The sequence below is a fragment of the Brevibacterium picturae genome (assembly GCF_030453725.1).
Classification (GTDB): domain Bacteria; phylum Actinomycetota; class Actinomycetes; order Actinomycetales; family Brevibacteriaceae; genus Brevibacterium; species Brevibacterium sandarakinum_A.
In genome coordinates, this window is the sequence record NZ_JAKDJU010000052.1 from 1 (window position 1) to 18,975 (window position 18,975).

The 18,975-nt window shown below is 64.5% G+C and carries 18 protein-coding genes; 7 read left to right on the top strand and 11 right to left on the bottom strand.

All coding sequences use genetic code 11. The features are described 5' to 3' along the window. Nucleotides 1-66 precede the first annotated feature (66 nt). A complete protein-coding gene (locus L0G76_RS07295; protein WP_369696169.1) occupies nt 67-825 on the bottom strand; it encodes a siderophore-interacting protein in 759 nt (252 codons plus the stop codon). Nucleotides 826-989: 164 nt separating this feature from the next. After that, complete coding sequence (locus L0G76_RS07300) at nt 990-2,309, bottom strand: glutaminase (protein WP_092107022.1); 1,320 nt, start codon at nt 2,307-2,309, stop codon at nt 990-992. 194 nt (nt 2,310-2,503) lie between these two features. Here L0G76_RS07300 and L0G76_RS07305 point away from each other — a divergent pair, with 194 nt between their 5' ends. Further along, nucleotides 2,504-3,355, top strand: a complete 852-nt coding sequence (locus tag L0G76_RS07305; protein WP_304356633.1) for a hypothetical protein — start codon at nt 2,504-2,506, stop codon at nt 3,353-3,355. Nucleotides 3,356-3,357: 2 nt separating this feature from the next. Next, on the top strand, nt 3,358-4,098 hold the full coding sequence (locus tag L0G76_RS07310) for a hypothetical protein (protein WP_304356634.1): 741 nt from the start codon (nt 3,358-3,360) through the stop codon (nt 4,096-4,098). A 6-nt stretch (nt 4,099-4,104) separates the two neighbouring features. Here the strand turns inward: L0G76_RS07310 and L0G76_RS07315 are convergent, their stop codons facing one another. The 8 genes from L0G76_RS07315 to L0G76_RS07350 form a co-directional block, all read right to left on the bottom strand. After that, nucleotides 4,105-4,479, bottom strand: coding sequence for an antitoxin (locus tag L0G76_RS07315; RefSeq protein ID WP_304356635.1), 375 nt, complete (start codon nt 4,477-4,479; stop codon nt 4,105-4,107). A 45-nt stretch (nt 4,480-4,524) separates the two neighbouring features. Beyond that, a complete protein-coding gene (locus tag L0G76_RS07320; protein ID WP_304356636.1) occupies nt 4,525-5,787 on the bottom strand; it encodes a M20 family metallo-hydrolase in 1,263 nt (420 codons plus the stop codon). Between the two features lie 23 nt (nt 5,788-5,810). Further along, nucleotides 5,811-7,139 carry a Na+/H+ antiporter NhaA gene (gene nhaA, locus L0G76_RS07325; RefSeq protein WP_304356637.1) on the bottom strand — a complete coding sequence of 443 codons (1,329 nt, stop codon included), beginning with the start codon at nt 7,137-7,139 and terminating at the stop codon, nt 5,811-5,813. A 115-nt stretch (nt 7,140-7,254) separates the two neighbouring features. Then, nucleotides 7,255-7,404: a hypothetical protein gene (locus tag L0G76_RS07330; RefSeq protein ID WP_304356638.1), complete on the bottom strand. Its 150-nt coding sequence runs from the start codon at nt 7,402-7,404 to the stop codon at nt 7,255-7,257. 77 nt (nt 7,405-7,481) lie between these two features. Beyond that, nucleotides 7,482-8,210: an LmeA family phospholipid-binding protein gene (locus L0G76_RS07335; protein ID WP_304356639.1), complete on the bottom strand. Its 729-nt coding sequence runs from the start codon at nt 8,208-8,210 to the stop codon at nt 7,482-7,484. A gap of 49 nt (nt 8,211-8,259) precedes the next feature. Beyond that, nucleotides 8,260-9,009, bottom strand: a complete 750-nt coding sequence (locus L0G76_RS07340; protein WP_304356640.1) for a LutC/YkgG family protein — start codon at nt 9,007-9,009, stop codon at nt 8,260-8,262. Further along, nucleotides 9,006-10,541 (bottom strand): LutB/LldF family L-lactate oxidation iron-sulfur protein, encoded by a 1,536-nt coding sequence (locus L0G76_RS07345; protein WP_304356641.1) that lies wholly within the window; start codon nt 10,539-10,541, stop codon nt 9,006-9,008. Before L0G76_RS07345 ends, L0G76_RS07340 begins: the two co-directional genes overlap by 4 nt. Continuing rightward, on the bottom strand, nt 10,538-11,533 hold the full coding sequence (locus L0G76_RS07350; protein ID WP_304356642.1) for a (Fe-S)-binding protein: 996 nt from the start codon (nt 11,531-11,533) through the stop codon (nt 10,538-10,540). Before L0G76_RS07350 ends, L0G76_RS07345 begins: the two co-directional genes overlap by 4 nt. A gap of 221 nt (nt 11,534-11,754) precedes the next feature. Here L0G76_RS07350 and L0G76_RS07355 point away from each other — a divergent pair, with 221 nt between their 5' ends. Then, a complete protein-coding gene (locus L0G76_RS07355; protein ID WP_304356643.1) occupies nt 11,755-12,600 on the top strand; it encodes a FadR/GntR family transcriptional regulator in 846 nt (281 codons plus the stop codon). 16 nt (nt 12,601-12,616) lie between these two features. Beyond that, nucleotides 12,617-13,537, top strand: a complete 921-nt coding sequence (locus L0G76_RS07360) for an SCO6745 family protein (protein WP_304356644.1) — start codon at nt 12,617-12,619, stop codon at nt 13,535-13,537. A 33-nt stretch (nt 13,538-13,570) separates the two neighbouring features. On the opposite strand, the gene orn is transcribed toward L0G76_RS07360, so the two are convergent. Further along, nucleotides 13,571-14,176, bottom strand: a complete 606-nt coding sequence (gene orn, locus L0G76_RS07365; RefSeq protein WP_304356645.1) for an oligoribonuclease — start codon at nt 14,174-14,176, stop codon at nt 13,571-13,573. Between the two features lie 217 nt (nt 14,177-14,393). Here orn and L0G76_RS07370 point away from each other — a divergent pair, with 217 nt between their 5' ends. From L0G76_RS07370 to L0G76_RS07380, 3 genes are all read left to right on the top strand, one after another. Continuing rightward, the gene (locus L0G76_RS07370) at nt 14,394-15,986 is read left to right on the top strand and encodes a DUF8094 domain-containing protein (protein ID WP_304356647.1); all 1,593 of its coding nucleotides are present in this window, start codon (nt 14,394-14,396) and stop codon (nt 15,984-15,986) included. A gap of 152 nt (nt 15,987-16,138) precedes the next feature. Beyond that, complete coding sequence (locus L0G76_RS07375; RefSeq protein ID WP_304356648.1) at nt 16,139-17,083, top strand: tetratricopeptide repeat protein; 945 nt, start codon at nt 16,139-16,141, stop codon at nt 17,081-17,083. A gap of 53 nt (nt 17,084-17,136) precedes the next feature. Then, nucleotides 17,137-18,876 (top strand): hypothetical protein, encoded by a 1,740-nt coding sequence (locus L0G76_RS07380; RefSeq protein WP_304356646.1) that lies wholly within the window; start codon nt 17,137-17,139, stop codon nt 18,874-18,876. The last annotated feature ends 99 nt before the right edge of the window (nt 18,877-18,975 follow it).

Below are 18,975 nucleotides of genomic sequence, written 5' to 3' on the forward strand. Positions count from 1 at the left end.
AAGCGACGAGTCGCCGAGGTGGTCGAGGCCCTCGACCTTCACTGACCGAGAGCACGCGAGGCGGCGTCAGTCGATTGTGCCGATGGGTTCGCGCTTTTCGGCCTGGAACTGGTCCTCGGCCCGTCCGCGTGCCCAATAGGCAGAGATCGACAGAGACTCGCGGGGCACCTCGTGTTCCTTGAGGATCGGTCGGATCGTCTTGATCGTCTCCCGCTCACCGTGGGCGAAGACCTGCGGGGTCCCTTCGGGCCAGTCGAGCCCACGAACAGCGGCGATGAGCTCGTCGTCGCTGTCGACCCAGACCACGGTGACGCCGGCCGGTGGTGTCGGCAGCTGTCGGTCCGCTTCATCCTCAACGGCGGCGATGACGATGCCCCTCGCCTCGGCGTCCATCGCCTCGAGCGCCGTGCTCACGGCCGGGATCGCGGTGTGGTCGGCGATGAGCAGGTGCCACGGGGCATCGGGATCGGGCTGGTATTTGCCTCCGGCTCCGACCATGACCAAGGTGTCGCCGGGTTGTGCCGTCGTGGCCCAGGGGCCGGCGACGCCGTCAGCGCCGTGGATGATGAAGTCCAGGGACAGCCATTTCTCGTCCTCGTTGATCTCGCGCACGGTGTAGGTGCGATTGCGTGGGAGCTTCTCGGGACTCTTCTCCCGCAGTTCCGTCAGGTCATAGGGCGGGGTCAGGCCGTGAGCAGGATCGGCGAACATGAGTTTGACGTATTTGTCCGTGGCCGCATTGCTCGAAATCGCGTCGAAGCCATCACCACCGGCCCTGATCCGAATCAGGTTCGGGGTGATCTCCGTGACCTCCTGCACGGTCATGACTGCCTGCGGCCGTGGCGGGCGGGCAGAGGTGCTCCGGGGCGTCGTCGGGGTCGTCATAAGCTGCCTTCCTGAGGAAACGTCGGCGCCGAGGAGATCGTGAATCACCTCGGCGCACTGGGGATAGTTAGCCTCACCTTATCAAGCGGTATCAAGCGGTCAGATCAGACGGCTCTCTGGGACCAATCCTCACGCAGCCGCCGCAGACCCTTGAGCGCCTTGGGGGAGTCAACGTATTCGACGTCGGGCAGGGAAGAACTCGGACTCTGGCACAGGAGCATGTCCTCGGGATCCATGAGCGCGATGCGCTTTCCCTCCTCCTCGAGCCGACTCATCGCCTCGGTGAGCATGCGTCTGGCCACCCCGTTGATCTCATTGACCCGGCGCAGATCGAGGACGAAGGCCTCGACATTGGACTCCGGTGCGTCCATGGTCCGGATGACGTTCTCGGCACCGCTCCACTGGATGAGGCCCTGGAGGCTGCAGATGCGGACCATGACTCCCTGCGAATCGACGAAGCGACGGTCACGACGGATGATCGAGCGTGCCGGTTCGGGTGCGTCCATGATGTGCAGACTCAACTCTCGTGACAGCGTACGGAAGATATTGGCACCGCGAACACTCGTCCCGTGCTTGTCCAGACGCGGAGAGAAGGTCGCGATGCCCACCTGACCGGGCAGGACCCCGAAGACTCCACCAGAGACACCGGACTTCGCCGGCACTCCGACCTCTGTCATCCAGTCGCCGGCAGCGTCGTACATGCCGCAGGTCATCATGACGCCGAGCACCTGCCGATTCACGCGAGGCGAGAGCACCTGCTTGCCGGAGATGGGGTTGACCCCGCCTGCCGCCAGGGTGGCCGCCATGATGCCCAGATCTCGGGTGGTGATGAGGATCGAACATTGGGCGATATAGCCTTGGACGACCGCGTCGGGCTGGTCGGTGTAGACGCCGTAGGAGCGGAGCATATTGGCGATCGCAACATTGCGGTAGGCCTCGCCCCATTCGCCTTCGGCCACCGAATCGTCGACACGCAGCTGACGACCGGCGAACTCGGACAGGCCCGCACGGACGATCTCGATCCGTTCGGCCAGTGATGTTCCCGGCTCGCCCAACAGCGAATGGATGACCATGGCTCCGGCGTTGATCATCGGATTGAGCGGTTTGCCGGACATCTTGTCCAGCGAGAGTTCGTTGAAGGCCTCTCCGCTGGGTTCGACACCGACCATGTCGAGGACCGCGGCCATGCCTTCCTGCTCGAGCACCATGCCGTAGATGAACGGCTTCGACATCGACTGGATCGAGAACTCGAACTCCGAGTCACCGGAGGTGTATTCGACCCCGTCGAGAGTGGAGATGCAGATGCCCAGCTTCTCCGGATCGGCCGCGGCCAGATCCGGAATGTAGTCCGCGTTCGCACCGGACCGGTCTGACCTGTGACGATCGAGCGTCTCGTCCAAGAAATCAGGGATAGGCGATCGCATTGCACCTCCTGCAGTATGAAGAAATTCGGTTGATCGTGGGACGGGGGCGGCGATCGCCCGAGTGCTATTCTCACACACAACAGTGCAGGTGGGGAGACCAACGCAGCCGCCGACTCCGGACCAGACTGAGTGTGTGGCAGAACTGGCACTCGATCATCACATGTCCAGGTCTCGTCGGAACATACGGTGTGAAGATGCCCAAGCCCATTAAAGTCGTCATCGCCAGCGTGGCCAGCATTGCCGGGGTCGCGATGATTGTCCTCGTTGTCATCGTCGTGTCCTCGGCGATCACAGACATCACCGATATGCCTCCCGACAAGCGGCGGCTTCCCCAGCAGGCGCTGACGCCCGAAGAGATCACGCTGTCCGTGGCGCCGCAGACCGACGGCAGCCTGCACATCTCCGAGCGTCTGATCTTCGACGCGACCGCGAACGAGGACCGCCCGATCAAGTGGTACATCAGCGGCGAAACGATCGGGTCGGAACGTGACGGTCCACGGTATTTCGTGGTGCCGACGGTCTCGGATGTCACGGCGGTGCAGCTGAGCACCGCAGAGGAATCGACGAAGGACGATCCCGCCGAGGTGGGCGACCTCACCGTGACTCGAGATGATTCCGAGGTCGAGGATCCATTCTTCGACTCCGTCATCTATGAGTTCACGAACTCGAATCCGCCCAATGAGGATTCACAGTGGACCCCGGGGCGCCATATCATCGACATCTCCTATGTCCTCGACGACGTCTACCTCGAGGTTGAGGGCCGGGAGTTCTTCGCACTGCCCCTGAGCTTTCCCAATGGGTCGCATGAAGCGACGAGCATCCGCACGATCTCTCTGGCCTCCGGAGGGAAGATCCGGTGTCTTCCGAACAATCGCAGCTTCACTCCAGATGACGATTGCAGCGGTTTGCGCGAACGCAGCCTTGGTCAGGACGGAACCCGACTGACCTGGAGGCGGGCCGTGACCGACAATATTGACGCGATCGGCTTCGACGCCCCGGACAACATGCAGGCCGAGCCGAGCGCCGCACCTGAGAAATGGAGCTGATCATGAGCAGCCGACTGCACCGGATCGATTCGCACTGGGGTAGAGCCGCCGGAGCCGGAGCATGCGTCCTGGCCGTTGTCGCGGGGGCCCTCTTCATCGAGTCGATCGTTGCTGATGATGTCAGCGCCGTGCCCAACCCCTATATGGGTCGGGAAGCCACGCACACCGTCTCGATCGAGTCGGACGGCAGTTATGACGTGCACATCGACCAGACCATGGAGCTGGCCCGTGGCTTCGAGTTCTCCTTCGGCGGCATGGTCCACGACGGCTTCCGACTGCCGGACACCGAGTCCGTGCTGCCGCCCTATCTGCGGGCGCAGTACTCGGATCCGGCCATCACCATGGACGGTCAGTCCGCCGAGGTGAGCGTTGAGCACACGGTGCACGCCGTCGACATCTCGGCCCGGCACGATTTCACCGAAGGAGAGCATGAAGGCACTGTCGACTACCGGGTCACGGGCGCAACCGTGGGTGCAGAGCACGGACCCACCGCCGCCGAGGAGGACGGAGTCACCGTCTATCTGCGACCGTTGGTTCCCGGTGATGTGATCGTGACATCGGCGGAACCGATCATGATGGTCGAATGCGAGAAATGGGCACCGGCCGCCGAACCGTGCGGACACAAATCCGGCGATGCCTGGCTCATCGGCAACGACGAGCTCGAGGGCGACGCGGTCGTGCGGATCACACTCGACGCGGACGAGGCCGAGCTCATCGAACCGGAGATCGATTCGACGAAGTGACGGCTCTCAGGGGCGTGGTCCGCCCTCGCCATCGCGCCGATTCTCATAGCGGTTGCCCTCGCCGGGGCCGCTGTCTTCGGGGCGCTCACCCTGAGACGGCTCGCCGGCAGACTGTCCGCCAGCCTGGTCGCCCTGCGCCCGTTCGTCCTCGGGTTGCTGGTTCTCCGAGTTCCCATCGGTGCCGACGGCGCGGTCGGCGGCGTCTCTAGCCTTCTGGATCTTCTCGGTGTGCTTGCCGTTGGTCAGTGATTCGGCAACTCCTGCGGCCTTGTCGAGGATCGAATCGCTGGCCTTCTCCGCCTTCTCGGAGTTGAGCTTCTCGCGGACCTTCGGATCATTGGCCAGATTCTTGGCCTTGTTGATGTATTTATCGAATGACATGATGCGGCCCTTCTCAGCTGGAGGTCGTGTCACTGGAAACCCTAGTCACCTCGGCTGTGTCCCACCTGACCGCGCGGACCCGTCGAGACGCAGCACGGTCTCGAGCAGAACCTCGATGCCGGGCAGGATGTCATCGAGTTCGGTGAACTCCTCCGGACAGTGGCTGCGCCCGTCATGTGAGGGAACGAAGATCATGCCGACCTGTGTCTTGGCCGCGATGATGCCGGCGTCGTGACCGGCACCGGAGAACATTGTGGCGCGCGTGTGACCGAGTTCATCGGCCGCCTCGGCGATGGTCGAGGTGATCGGTTCGTGCAGGGGCACGGGTGCGTCGCTCGTCGTCCACTCCATGTCCACATGGACGCCGCGCCTGTCGGCCTGGGTGCCGGCGGCATCGGTGAGTCGGCGCTGTGCCTCATGCAGCCATGAACCGTCGGGGCCGCGGAACTCGCCCTCGACGTTGGCGTTGGCGGATACGACGTTGATGGCTTCCGGGGTGAACTGGATCTGACCGCTCGTGCCGCGGGTGTTCGTCCCGGACTCGGCGATCGATTCGACGGCGAGCACGGTGCCGGCTGCGGCGCATCCGGCGTCGGCGCGGACATCCATCGGGGTTGTGCCCGCATGGTCCTGGCGGCCGGTGAAGAGCGCCTTGAAGTGGGTGATGCCGGTGATCGTCTCGACGACGCCGATCTGTTTGCCGATCCGCTCCAGCTCGGGGCCCTGCTCGATGTGGAGTTCGAGGAAAGCGGTGACCTTCGAGAAGTCGTAGCGTGCGTCGAGGAAGGCCTCGGGGTCGATGCCGGAGGACGGCAGCGCCTCGGCGAGGCTGCGGCCGCTGGGGTCTGTGGTGGCCAGGGTGGTGCGGTCGACGAGTCCCGTCATTGCGCGGGAGCCGACGCAGAAGAAGCCGAAGTCGTTGGGTTCCTCGTTGAAGAAGACCACGATCACGAGGTCATGGTCGAGGCGGATGCTGTTCTCCCGGAGCAGTCGCACGACCTCGATGGCGCCGAGGACGCCGGTGATCCCGTCGAAGCGGCCACCGCCGTCGACGGTGTCGGTGTGGGATCCCAGCATGATCTCCTGCCCGCCGAGGCGACCGGGCAGCACCCCGATGACGTTGCCGGCACCGTCTATGCGGGTCGACAGTCCTGCCTGCTTCATCAGGGTGCGGGCGTAGTCGCGGCCGGCGATGTCGAACTCACTCAGCGCTCGTCTCGTCCATCCCGGACGATCCGAGTCGACGAGGGCGGCGAGTTCGGCGAGGTCGGATCCGAAGCGTTCGGCTGCCGGAGTGATCGTGCTCATCGTTGAGCCTTTCTCATGCTGGGTCAGTGGTGGTGCACACCCAGGGTATCGTCCTCAGCCCTGCGGTGCCGACGGTTCCTGGCGCCCAAGACCAGCGTTGCCAGCAGGGCAGCGATGACGGAGGCGCTGAGGATCGCAACCTTCGCATAGTCGTGATCGGGCGAGTCGGGGACGAAGCTGAGTTCGGCGACGAGGAGGGAGACCGTGAATCCGATTCCTGCGAGCAGGCCGATGCCGGTCAGATCAAGCCACTTCAGGTTCGGGTCCAATCCGGCCGAGGTGATTCTGGTGACCAACCACGTCGATCCGAGGATTCCGAGCGGTTTGCCCACGACCAGTGCTGCCATGATCGCGAAGGTCAGCGGTTGGGTGAATGCCGTCGCCAGACCCTCCGGTCCGCCCACCGCCACTCCGGCGGCGAAGAAGGCGAAGACGGGGACGGCGAATCCCGCGGACAGGGGCCGCAGACGATGTTCGATCACCTCGGCGAGGTTGGGTTGGAGGTGACCGTTCAGGGATCGGCTGTCCTGGGACCGGACGCCCTGGGGACGGCTGCCGGTGCGTTGGCTGCGCCGGCGGCGAGCGGCCACCGCCGGGATGGCGAACCCGAGCAGGACCCCGGCGATCGTTGCGTGGACCCCGGAGGCATGCATGAGCGCCCAGGCGATCAGCCCGAGGGGAAGCAGGATCACCCATGCGGCCCAGGCGCGTTCGACGAAGAAGGTTCTGAAGCGGCCGGCGACGAGGCCGTAGACGACGATGACTGCCAGAGCGCTCAGAAGCGGGACGAGGCTGATGGTCTCGGTGTAGAAGACGGCGATGATGCCGATCGCCATCAGATCGTCGACCGCGGCGAGAGTGAGGAGGAAGATGCGCAGAGCCTTGGGCAGGTGGGAGCCGATGATCGCAAGGATCGCGACGGCGAATGCGATGTCCGTCGCCGTTGGAATCGCCCATCCGTGCAACAGCTCCGGCTGGGAGGTCATGAGCACCGCGTAGGCGAGGGCAGGGGCGATGACCCCGCCTGCTGCGGCAGCGATCGGAACGATGGCAGTGCGGAAGCGGCGCAGATCGCCATGCGTGAATTCGGTCTTCAGCTCCACGCCGACGAGGAAGAAGAAGATTGCGAGCAGACCGTCGGCGGTCCAGGTGCCCAGGCTCAGCTGCAGATGCCAGGCTGCGATTCCGAATTCGACGTCCCTGATCGCGAAGTAGGAATCGGCGAGGGGAGAGTTCGCCCACACGAGGGCCGTGAGGGCGGCGATGAGGAGGAGTCCGCCGCCGACGGTGTCCTTGCGCAGACAGGACAGAAGGCCGGATGCGGCGGGGTTGGTCACAGATGGTGCAGTCACGATGGTTCCATTTCGTTGCCGGATGATGTGTCTGTCCGGCCCGAAACGTGTGCGGGTGCTCAGCCTGAGCGGTCAGTGATCGATCGCCGAGGCGGTCGCGCTCATGACGGTGTGCTCAGAGGGTGGGCCGGAGTCGGTCTACGGCGAGAAGCGGTGCTGTCCCCGACAGCATCCTGCCCCACGAGGTGATGTAGCCATTGGTGCCCGGGTGTTCGAGTACCCACACCTTCGGTGTGAATACTGCGTGGGGCACTGAGGAAGTCATCGCGACCAGTCTACCTGACGGCGGAATGTTCCAGCGAGGACAGGGCGCACGCCCAGCAGGACCAGGGCACTCACTACTCAGTTCAAGGAGACGCCGGTGCCGTGGAGGCTGATCGCCAGTCCCGTGTCTGTTGCTTCGATGTCTGTGAGTTCGAGTCCGGTGGGCAGGAAGTCGAGGTCGATGACGATGTCTGTGATGGACGAGGTCAGAAACGAGGGGAGCGAGTCGATGTCGACCTTCGAGGATCCGAGCCTGATCGTCGTGGCACCCACGACGACCCGCCGCGAGTCTGCTTTCGGTTCGATGCCGATGAGCAGCTCCTGCCCGAGCAGAGAGCCCTTGAGGAAGAGATCGTCGTCGATCGTGGTGAATGACAGGCCGTTGGGCAGGGAGGAGTGTTCGGAAGCGAGCGAATCGATCGTCGACAGCGGAATCACCGCGCCCGCCTCGACCGTGCCGATCGGCCGCGAGGTGTCGACGGGCACGTCGAAGAGCTTGGCATCGATGTCGATGAAGTCGACGTCGGAATACCGTGCCCGATCGGCGGTGACATGAACCGTGTTGAGCCTTCCACCGGCCATCTGGGTGAGCACGGGGAAGCCCTCGACGTTCACATCGGCATCGCCGTAGGGTTCGAGGCCCTCGGCGATTCTCTGCTCGGTGGTGAAGTCGACCACCCGGTCGACGGCGATGATGCCGACGATGAGGGTGAGCACGACGATGACCGCGGTGACGACGAACGTCGACCGGCGCGAACTCCGCCGAGGCGGTTCCTGCGGGTACTGCACAGTGCGGGGTGTCGTCATGGACACCATTGTCGCGTACTGCCGATGTCCACGTCGCCTCGGACCTTGCTCACGTATCGACGATGACCACATCGAGGGTGCGAGGACCGTGGACGCCTTCGACGCGTTTGAGCTCGATGTCACTCGTCGCCGAGGGCCCGGAGATGAACGTCAGCGCTGCGCTCGGCGTCAGACGTGCGATTCCCTCGGGGACGATGTCGACGATGTCGCTCACACGCACCACGCAGACGTGATGATCGGGCACGAGCGTGATCGCCCTCCTGCCGCACTCCGGTGATCCGTCGAGGACGATGGTCCCCGTCTGTGCGATCGCCACCGCCGAGGCGGTCACCACGGCCGCCTGCGCGTCGAGTTCGGGAACGCTCAGCTCCTGACCGGGAGCATCGACCGAGACCTCACCGGTGAAGTCCTGCAGCCAGGAATCATCGAGCCCACGGGGAACGACGATCTTCGACCCGGACTCGAGGAGACCTGCGATGGTCGCAGCGGGGTCGCCGCTGACACGGTGGACGTCGGCCTTGTAGTCCTCGAGGCGGTCGACGAGGAGTTCGATGAGGTCTTCGCCCTCATGCGTGCCCGTGCGGAGATAGTCCGCGCTCTGATCGACGGTGCCACCGCCTGCTGCCAGAGCGCCCGGATGGGCGTGTGGGGCTTCGGCGGCGGAGGATGCGCCCGCGCCGCCTGTGGGTGAACCGGCGGGGACGGTTCCTGAGGAGGACGAGACGTACTCGCCCCCACCTCGGCGGCCGAGAGCCTGATTGATGCGCCCGAGGATCTCTTCACGTGCGGTATCCGTCATCTCTCGTCTCCCTCGCCGTCGGACCCACCATGGGACTCGTCTTCGGATTCGGCCCACAGCTGCCTGAAGCTCTTCTCCGGCAAGCCGGGGATGTCGCGGCTCGAGGTCCACGCTCCGGCGATGCCGGGCAGCGAATTGATCTGATCTCCACCCGTCACCGCATGGGCGATGGGCAGACCGGATTCGGCCGCGGTCATTCTCTTTCCGTCGCTCATCATCCAGGAAGCACCGGTGAGTGCGGCGTCGAGCTGCGATGAGACGGGGGAGTGATTGGCCTTGACATCCTCGTTGCGCAGGTGAACGAGGATCTCGGGAATGTTGATCTTGACCGGACACACGTCGTAGCAGGCCCCGCATAGGCTCGAGGCGTAGGGCAGGGAACCGTTCTCCTCGGCTTCGACGCCGGTCATCAGGGGCGAGAGGATCGCACCGATGGGGCCCGGGTAGGTCGACCCGTAGGCGTGGCCGCCGGTGCGTTCGTAGACGGGGCAGACGTTCATGCAGGCCGAGCAGCGGATGCAGTTGAGCGCCGTGCGTCCGTGCTCATCGGCCAGGGCGCGTGTGCGTCCGTTGTCGAGGATGACCAGATGCACGTTCTGGGGCCCATCGCCTTCAGTCACGCCCGTCCAGAACGAGGTGTAGGGGTTCATCCGCTCGCCGGTCGAGGACCGCGGCAGCAGCTGCAGGAACACCTCGAGATCGTCGAAGCTGGGCAGCAGCTTCTCGATGCCCATCACCGTGATCAGCGTCTCCGGCAGGGTCAGACACATGCGTCCGTTGCCCTCTGATTCGACGACTCCGAGTGTGCCGGTGTCCGCGATGCCGAAGTTCGCTCCCGAGACCGCGACCTTCGTGGTCAGGAACTTGTGGCGCAGATGCTTCCTGGCCGCCTCGGCGAGCGCCGCAGGATCATTCGTCAGCTCGCCGGCGTCGGGCATCTTGTCCATGAAGATGTCGCGGATCTCGTCGCGGTTGCGGTGGATGGCGGGCACGAGGATATGGCTGGGCTTGTCGTCGCCGAGCTGGACGATGAGTTCGGCCAGATCGGTTTCGAAGGCGTCGATGTCCTGGGTCTCGAGGTGTTCGTTGAGCCCGATCTCCTGGGTTGCCATCGATTTGACCTTGATCACCTCACGGCGCCCGGACTCCAGCACGGGAGCGTTGGCCTCGACGAGCTCGGTGACGATGGCATTGGCCTCATCGGCATCCCGGGCCCAGTGGATGACTCCGCCGGCAGCGGTGAACTTCTCCTCGAACTGCGCCAGGTACTCGGGCAGATTCTCCATCACGTGGTTCTTCGCCCGAGAGCCTGCTTCCCGCAGCGCCTCCCAATCGTCGAGTTCGGCGACGACCTCGGAGCGTTTGTCGCGGATCGTCGAGGTCGCATGTCCGATGTTGTTGCGCAGCTGCTGATTCGACAGATGCTGATGGGAGACGTCGGCGAAGGACTCGTCTTCGACGATGTTGCCCTGTCCGCCCGGAATCTCATCGTCTCGCGTCGACCGCAGCAGCGGCATTCCCAGAAAGGTCATCGCAGACTCCCTCCGCTCACAGTTGCTCCTTCACTCTGGACACGCAGCGGGTCCTCCCTGGTCGAGGCGAGGATCCTGGCCAGGTGGACCGTGGACTGTCCGACCTTCAGACCCGACTGCAGCTCACTCGGCTCGGCGGGCCCTGTCCCGTCCTCACCTCGTGTCAGATGATCATCGTCATCGGCACCGACGACGGCTTTCAGGTGATCGGTGTCCTTGCCGCCGGGGTCGGCGGCACTCGTCTCCTTGACATGCACGGCGGTGACGTCGGGGGTGCCCTCGAAATTGCCGGTGCGCTGGAAGCGAGACATCCCGCCGCCCATGTGCAGCAGGCAGGAAGCATCTCCACCGGTGCACACCTCGGCGCCGGTCGAATGGACGGTCCGAATCTTGTCCGCGAGCATCGCCGAGGAGACCTCGGGGTTCTTCACCGAGAACGTCCCGCCGAATCCGCAGCAGGCATCGGCGAGGGGAAGTTCGACGTAGTCGATCCCTTCGACCGAACGCAGCAGATCGCTCTGCCGGTCGCCGAGGCGCAGCAGCCGCATCCCGTGACACGAGGGGTGGTAGGTCACCCGGTGAGGGAAGTAGGAGCCGAGGTCCGCTTCCGCGTCGGTGATTCCGAGGACGTCGGTGAGCAGCTGGGAGAGTTCGTAGGTGCGTGAGGCGATGTCGGCGGCCTCCGTGGCCAGGGCCTCGTTGCCCATCCGCCTGGCGACCATCGGCTGCTGGTGTCCCAGAGAGGCCACGCAGGATGCCGAGGGTGAGACCGCGACGTCCCATTCGGTGCTCGAGAAGGCGCGGGCATGGGCGGCGATGACCGGCTCTGCCTGGGCGAACTTCCCCGAATTGATGTGCATCTGGCCACAGCAGGTCTGCCCACTGGGGAAGATGACCTCGTGGCCCAACCTGCGCAGAATGGACACGGTTGCCTGCGCGGCCTCCGGATACATGGCATCGACGATGCACGTAGCGAACAGTGCAATCTTCATCTGACCTCCAAGCCGAGTTGCCTGCAGTGCCAAGAATCGGATCCGGGCCACGATCCCTGAGCCAGGGCCGATCGAATGCGACGGAAGTGGTTCTTGTCACAAATGTGGTCAGACCATAACATAGGGGGATGCTCCCGTACAGATGTCGGCGCCGAGGCGTGTGATGAACGTGCAGATGCCGGCAGTGGTGCCGACCTCGCAGACTCGAAGAGGCAATTACGATGAACAAGGCTTATGAAATAGTCCTTGCCGGAATCGAGCGCGCCTTCCTCGACGGCAGTCTCACCCTCGGTGATCGCCTGCCGGGGGAGCGGACCCTGGCCGAGCGATTCGACGTCTCCCGGTCGAGTGTGCGCGAGGCCATCCGCATCCTCGGCGCAGTCGGCCTCATCCGATCCAATGTCGGATCGGGGCCTGACGCCGGATCGGCCATCGTCTCCGAGCCTGCCGTGGGGCTGTCCCGTGCGTTGAAGCTTCACGTTTCGGCCCGGCACATCGCTCCTGCCGATGTGCTCACCACCCGAGTCGTCCTCGAATCGGATGCCGTCGCCACCGCCGCCGAGGCTGTCGCCGCCGCGACGATGCAGCGCAGTGGCCGAGGCTCCAGCGTCCAGCCACCAGGAGCGGGCATCCACCCGCCTGGGCCGGGCGATGTCCACCTCCGGCAGGCGGGCGATCTCCTGACCGCGATGCGCGAACCCGACATCGCCAAGGACGACTTCCACGATCTCGATGCGAGGTTTCATCGTGAGTTGTGTGCAGCTGCGGGAAATCCGGTCACCGACATCATTCTGGCGTCACTGGCCAGCAGCATCCTCGACTATGTCTGCGCAGCGGCCGCCGCCATCGATGACTGGCCGTGGGTGCAGTCCGAACTCACCGATCAGCACGCCGGTCTCTTCGAAAGCATCCTCGCCGGTGACGCCGACCGGGCACGGCGAGAATGCGCGGCCCACATCCACTGGTTCGCCGCGACCACGGGCATCAGCACAACGACCACGGGCAGCGATACCGCGGCCACCAGCACGAACGCACCGACGAACGGTATCGACGCAACGGACACCTGACCATAGGATTGGCACCATGAACTCGCAGCGCACGCAGAACATCAGGACCGTCTCCTCCCGCCTCAACTCATTCCACTCGGCGATGTACTTCTCCGAGACCGTGGGCAGAGAATACGGCAAGCACGGACTCGAACCCGGAGTCGAAGGGAACCTGGCGGCACGGTCGGCCCCGCTGGGTCGGGTGAATGCCGGGGTCGTCAGCGCCGTCTACTGCAACTACTCGCATTCCTTCATCGCCTCGCAGATCCCGAAGCTGTGGGACACGGTTTCACCGGAGACCATGGTGCAGGCGCGCTTCGATGCGGTGTCTGCCTTCATGGCCGAACTCTTCGACTCTCGCGAGGACATCGCCCTGCTCACCGAGGCGGCCACCGAGCTGGCCACGGCCATGCAGCCGGTCCTGGCGAACATGGACTTCTCGGGGCGACCACTCGCTCTGGCCACCGCCGACGCACTCGCCGGCTACGAACCGAACACCGCTTTCGAGCAGCTGTGGGCCGTGGCCACCATCGCCAGAGAATTCCGCGGAGACGGCCATGTGGCCTCGCTTGTGACGGCAGGGGTTCCGGGCATCGACGCCCTCATGCTCGACGTCGCCACGGGTGCTTCGTTCCGTCCCCGAGCTGCACAGAAGACCCGCGGCTACACCGATGAGGAGTGGACGAGTGCTCAGTCGCGCCTGGCCGAAGCCGGCCTCATCACCGTCGGCACCGACGATCGCGGCTACGACCTGCCTGCCATCACCGATGCCGGACGCGATCTCAAGGAACAGGTCGAGCAGCTCACCGACGGCACTGTCGCCGCGGCCTGGTCGGCGCTGACCGATGAGGAGATCGAGGCGCTTGTGTCTCCGAGCCGCTCCCTGATCAAGGTGCTGGCGCAGTCGGGGGCCTTCCCCTCGTCGGTCTTCGCTCAGCCGGCGAAGAAGACCAGCTGAAGCACGCGAGCACGGGCGGGGCAGTCGACCGGCTCAGTGGGAAATGCTTGACCCCACCTCGGCGGCGATGGATTTCGCTTCTTCGGACGTCGGCCCCTCGGCGGAGAAGACGGCCCTCCGGTAGTACTGGAGCTCGATGATCGAGTCGAGGATGTCGCCGAGGGCACGATGACCGCCGTGCTTCTCGGGGGACTGGAAGTAGGCGCGGGGGAACCACTGTTTGCTCAGTTCCTTGATCGAGGACACGTCGATGATCCGGTAGTGGAGGTGATCGACGAGCTCGGGCATCTGCTTGTTCAGGAACACCTTGTCAGTGCCCACCGAATTGCCGCCCAGGGGAGCCTTGCCCGACTCCGGGACGTGCTTCTTGATGTACTCGAGGACCTGGGTCTGTGCCTCGGCGACGGTCGTGCCGGCATCGAGTTCGGTGATGAGACCGGAGCTCGTGTGCATCTGGGTGACGAAGTCATTCATGTTCTCCAACGCCGCAGCGGAGGGTCTGATGACGATGTCGATGCCCTCGTCGAGGGGGTTGAGGTCGAAGTCGGTGACGACAGCCGCCACTTCGATGAGCTCGTCCCTGACTTCGTCGAGGCCGGTCATTTCACAGTCGATCCACACAATTTTGTCGTTGCTCACGGCTCCAGCTTAAGGCAGAGGAGCCGTCGTGGGCATTCCGGTCGGCTGTGCGCACCGACACACGCTGAGTACACGCACAAAACCAATACCCGCGCAGTGACTTAAACTTGGTTTGTCCCATGGTTCGAGAGGACCCTCCGATGGTTCGACGTGGGACGCGAAGAAGGTTTGTTGAGGGAAGGGTTCGTACGTGCGTTACACACTTGCTGTGATTCTCATGGTGGTGGGTCTCGTTGTCGGAGGCCTCGGAATTCTGCAGAAGACTCTGTGGGCGCCGGATGACCAGATCACCGCCACCACGCAGATCGATGCCGAGGCACCGGCCGTCGTCGTCGACCCCGGAATGCTCAATCTCTACGAAACCCCCGCGACTCTCGAGGTCGAGGGATCGGGCGAACTCACGATCGCCCAGGCCCCGATCGAGAACGTCGACGCCTGGGTCGGAAACTCCGCGTCCGCTCGCGTGACCGGCTTGGCCCCTGAAGGGGGACTGACCGTCAAGAACCAGGACGGCGAGGCCGAAGTTCCCAATCCGGCCGGTGCCGACCTCTGGACGTCCGAGGTCACGGGAACCGACAAGGTCAGCCTCGACTGGAGCGATGACGCGAATCGGACAGGGTTCCTCGTCGCCGGCAGCGGCGAGCCCGGCGACGTCAAGACCGTCACCATCTCCTGGCCCAGCCATGCTGACACCCCCTGGGCCATCCCGCTGATGGTCATCGGTGGGGCACTGTTCGTCGGCGGCATCGTCGTTCTGTTCTTCAACCGCAACAGCGCGAAGAAGGAGAAGGACCGGCGCACGGCCCGCCAGGAACGCCGCCGCAAGCTCGCGGAGTACGGCACCGCATTCGCGATCGTCCCGGTTCTGGCGCTGAGCGCCTGTGGGCCCGAGGAGCTGCCCAAACCGGAACCCTCAGAGGCCCCGAGCTCTGCCGCGGCCGGAGTCAACGGCGATCAGGCCGAACGAATCCTCGACTCCGTGGCCGGGGGCATCAAGGCCGCTGACAAGGACTCCGATGAGTCCGAACTGAAGAAGCGCGCCGCCGGACCTGCCCTGCAGCAGCGCGAGGACGCCTACAAGGTGAAGAAGAAGATCGAGAAGCACAAGCTGCCGCCGGCAGTGGCCGATGAGGAGGTCGTGGTCAACTACACGGCGGCCACCGACTCCTGGCCACGCATGACCAGCCTCATCGCCTCGGCGGGCGATGACACCCAGCTTCTGGTCCTGACTCAGGAAGATCCGCGCGCGGACTACAAGCTGTGGGCACAGACCCAGCTGGTTCCGGGCACCGAACTGCCGGAGATCCCCGATGCCCGGAAGGGTTCAGCGCTGCTTGATCCGAAGACCAAGGATTATGTCGTGACTCCGGAGAAGGCCGTCTCCGACTACGCGAAGGCCCTGGAATCGGGCAAGGATTCGAAGGAGGCGAAGAAGTTCGAAGCCGATGACTTCTCGAAGTCGATCTGGAAGAATCAGGCGGCACAGAAGGAGAGCGCGGAAGAAGGCAAGGCCGAGGTCGAGTACAAGTACACGCCGGGCAAGGAGATCGTCGCGCAGGGAACCGCAGGCGACGCCGCCGTCGTGACCGGAGTCGTCGAGGCCGAGTCCACGATCTCTCCGCAATCCGTCGACGGCCGCACCGGAACTCTGACGCTGTCCACACCGCAGAAGGAACTGACCGGATCCGACAGCACCCAGAAGTCGGTGACGACGAAGACGACGCAGGTGCTGACGTTCCTCGTGCCCAAGGACGGCAAGGTGCGCCTCATCGGCGGACTGGAGACGCTCGGCGGCGCCCAGCTGGAATAGGCCCGGACCCGACGGTCTGAAACAGTCGCAGACCGGGCAGCGTTGATACGTTCTAAACTGGATGTCATCAGCGCCGTCCGAACCGGAGAATTCCGCCACGACGACGCACCGAACGCAATCGCACTTCCCGCAACAAAGGAGACCACGTGTCAATGGATCCCTCGCAGGACAACACCCAGCCCAGCCAAGGACTCGACCTGTCCGCGGTACGCGGCAGGAACCTGCCTCACGAGGAGCAGAGCAGTGGACCGGGGCAGAGTGCCGGAGGAGCTGCGGACCCGAATGCGGTTCCGGTGCCGGCCTTGGCCTTCGACGTCGATGAGGCCGGTTTCAACGACGTCGTCGCGATCTCGGACCGGGTTCCCGTCGTCATCGACCTGTGGGCGGACTGGAGTGAGCCGGGCAAGCAGCTCTCACCGGTCGTCCAACGCGTCGTCGAATCCTTCGCCGGCCGCCTGGTCCTGGCGAAGGTCGACGTCGACGCCAACCCGCGACTCCAGCAGGCCTTCGGCGTCGAATCGATCCCGAACGTCATCGCCATCGTCAAGGGCCAGCCCGTGCCTCTGTTCCAGAGCGCGCTGCCCGAACCGCAGGTGAAGGCCTACTTCGACGAGCTGCTCAAGCTCGCCGGCGAGAACGGCGTCACCGGTCATGCCGTCGTCGCCGGTGCCGAGCAGGAACCCACAGGTCCCGCCCACCCGGAGGCCGAAGAGGCACTGAGCCGGGGAGACTTCGACACTGCCGAATCCCTGTTCAACGCCGCTCTGTCGGCATCTCCGGCCGATGAGGAAGCCAAATTCGGCCTGGCCCGGGCCGGACTGGGACGCCGCCTCATCGACGCCGACCCACAGCAGCTCATCGCCGCCGCCGATGCGAACCCGAAAGACGTCGAGGCGGCCAAGGCAGCCGCCGACGCAGAGGTCGTCGGAGGCAACCCGGGCAGCGCCTTCACCCGACTGATCTCACTGATCCGCGTCAGCGCAGGCGATGAGAAGGAAGCGCTGCGTCTGCGGGTTCTCGAACTCTTCGAAGTCCTGGGTGCAGATGACCCGGCCGTGACCAAGGCGCGCACAGCATTGATGAGGGCCTTGTTCTGATCCAGAGAATCCGTCTCTCCACAGCCATTCTGTTCGCGTTCGCAGCAGTGATCGTGGCAGTTCTGGTTGTCTCCGCTCTGTCCGTCGTCGGCACCGACGAGGTGACCGAGACCGACGCCTTCACCGTCAAGGACGGCGCTCACGCCGTGGTCCTCGATGAGGCGATCGTTCCCTATTCGGGCACGGATGTCACCGTCGAGGCACGCAACTCCGACGGCAAGGAGCTGTTCGTCGGCACCGCGAACGGTGTCGACACCGACAGCATCCTCGATGGAGTGGCACAGGAGCAGATCAGCAACGTCGAGTTCCCCAACACCCTCGACCATCGGTTCATCCCCGGCGACTCCGCTCCGGAGGCGCCGCTGACGGACATGGATTGGTGGATCAGCCAGGACACGGGGGAGAACGTTGCGAAGACCTTCGACCTCGACGCTGATCCACAGGTGCTCGTCATCTCCCCCGCGAACGAGGGAGAGAATCTTGACGGAACCACCGTCTCGCTGAAGATGCGTGTCGAAGGAGTCCTGGCCCTGAGCCTCATCGGCATCGGCTTGGGCATCATCATGGCCGGATTCGCGGCCTACTGCTTCCTGCGTTGGTACAGCGGTCGCATCCGGCCCGAGAAGAAAAAGAAGAAGTCGGCGGGCAGAGATTCCCGCCGTGGCTCGGGGCCGGGCTCGGGATCGGGGCCAGGGCCCGGCCCCGGTGCCGGCTCGGGCGAACCCCCCGCAGGGACGAATACCGGACGTGTGAGGAGCTCTCGCCTCGTGAAGAAGGGCGACAGGACGAAGGCAGCGCCACCTCGGCGAGGGAACACGCCCGGCAGGCGATCGCTGCGCATGGTCACGGCCGCGACATTGGCCTCCGGTCTGGCCCTGAGCGGGTGCAGCGCGGTGCCTATCGCGCAGCCGGACAGCCCCGACATCACTCCTTATGAACGGACGGCGATGCGCCCGGGCGACGCCGGGGAATTCATGACCGGCTACACCGAGTCACTCGATCAGATCCTCGACGACGGGGGCACCGACCTCGAGAAGATTCAGGGCGAGCCCCTGATCGATCGGACCCGAGCACAGATCCAGATCGCGAAGAAAGCGAAGCAGAAGCTGCGCGCTCCGAACTTCAGCGAGGTCGTCGCCGGCAGCCCGAGCTTCACCGAGTACCCGATGTGGTTCTACGCCTTCGGCACCTCCAAGGGGGACGCGAAACTCACGCAGGTGCAGTTGGTGACTCGGGAATCGGCGTCGACCGATCCGATCGTGCGCACTGCTTCCTACATTCCAACCGAACAGATGCCGACGCTGATGGCCGACGGGCACGGGGCAGTCAAGCCCGGCCCGCAGGGATTCAACGAAGAGATGACGACGACAGCCGACGATGTCTCCTCATTCCTCTCCGACGGCAAGGCCGACAAGGCGGACGCCAACGGATTGAAAGAGGGCGGGTTCAAGGACTTCAGGAGCTATCTGGGAGACCTGCGCGGTGACGACTCCGGATTCGACAAGGTCGATATCTCGTGCAAACCCTATGAGAAGCTCGACTTCAACTCGATGACTCTGAGCACCGAGCACGGCGCCATCGGGATGGGCGAGGTCCGCTGCACCCTGACGATCAAGGTCCCCGGTGACTATTCGGTCGACCTCGGCGACACCATCGAAGCAGTCAAGACCAACGACAAGGACGGAAACACCGTCAAGGTCGACACCGCTCACCCGTATGTGCTGATGAAGACCGGAGATGAGCTGAGCGCCGTGGGCACCGACTGGAACGTGCTGTCCTCGCGCATCGAGTGACGGACGGCCCCACCGAGGCGGTGCGGTGCGGCGGCCTCACCGAGGCGGTGCGACGGCCTCAGGCGCTGCGGATTCTGCGTCCCACGAGGGAGAGCCACC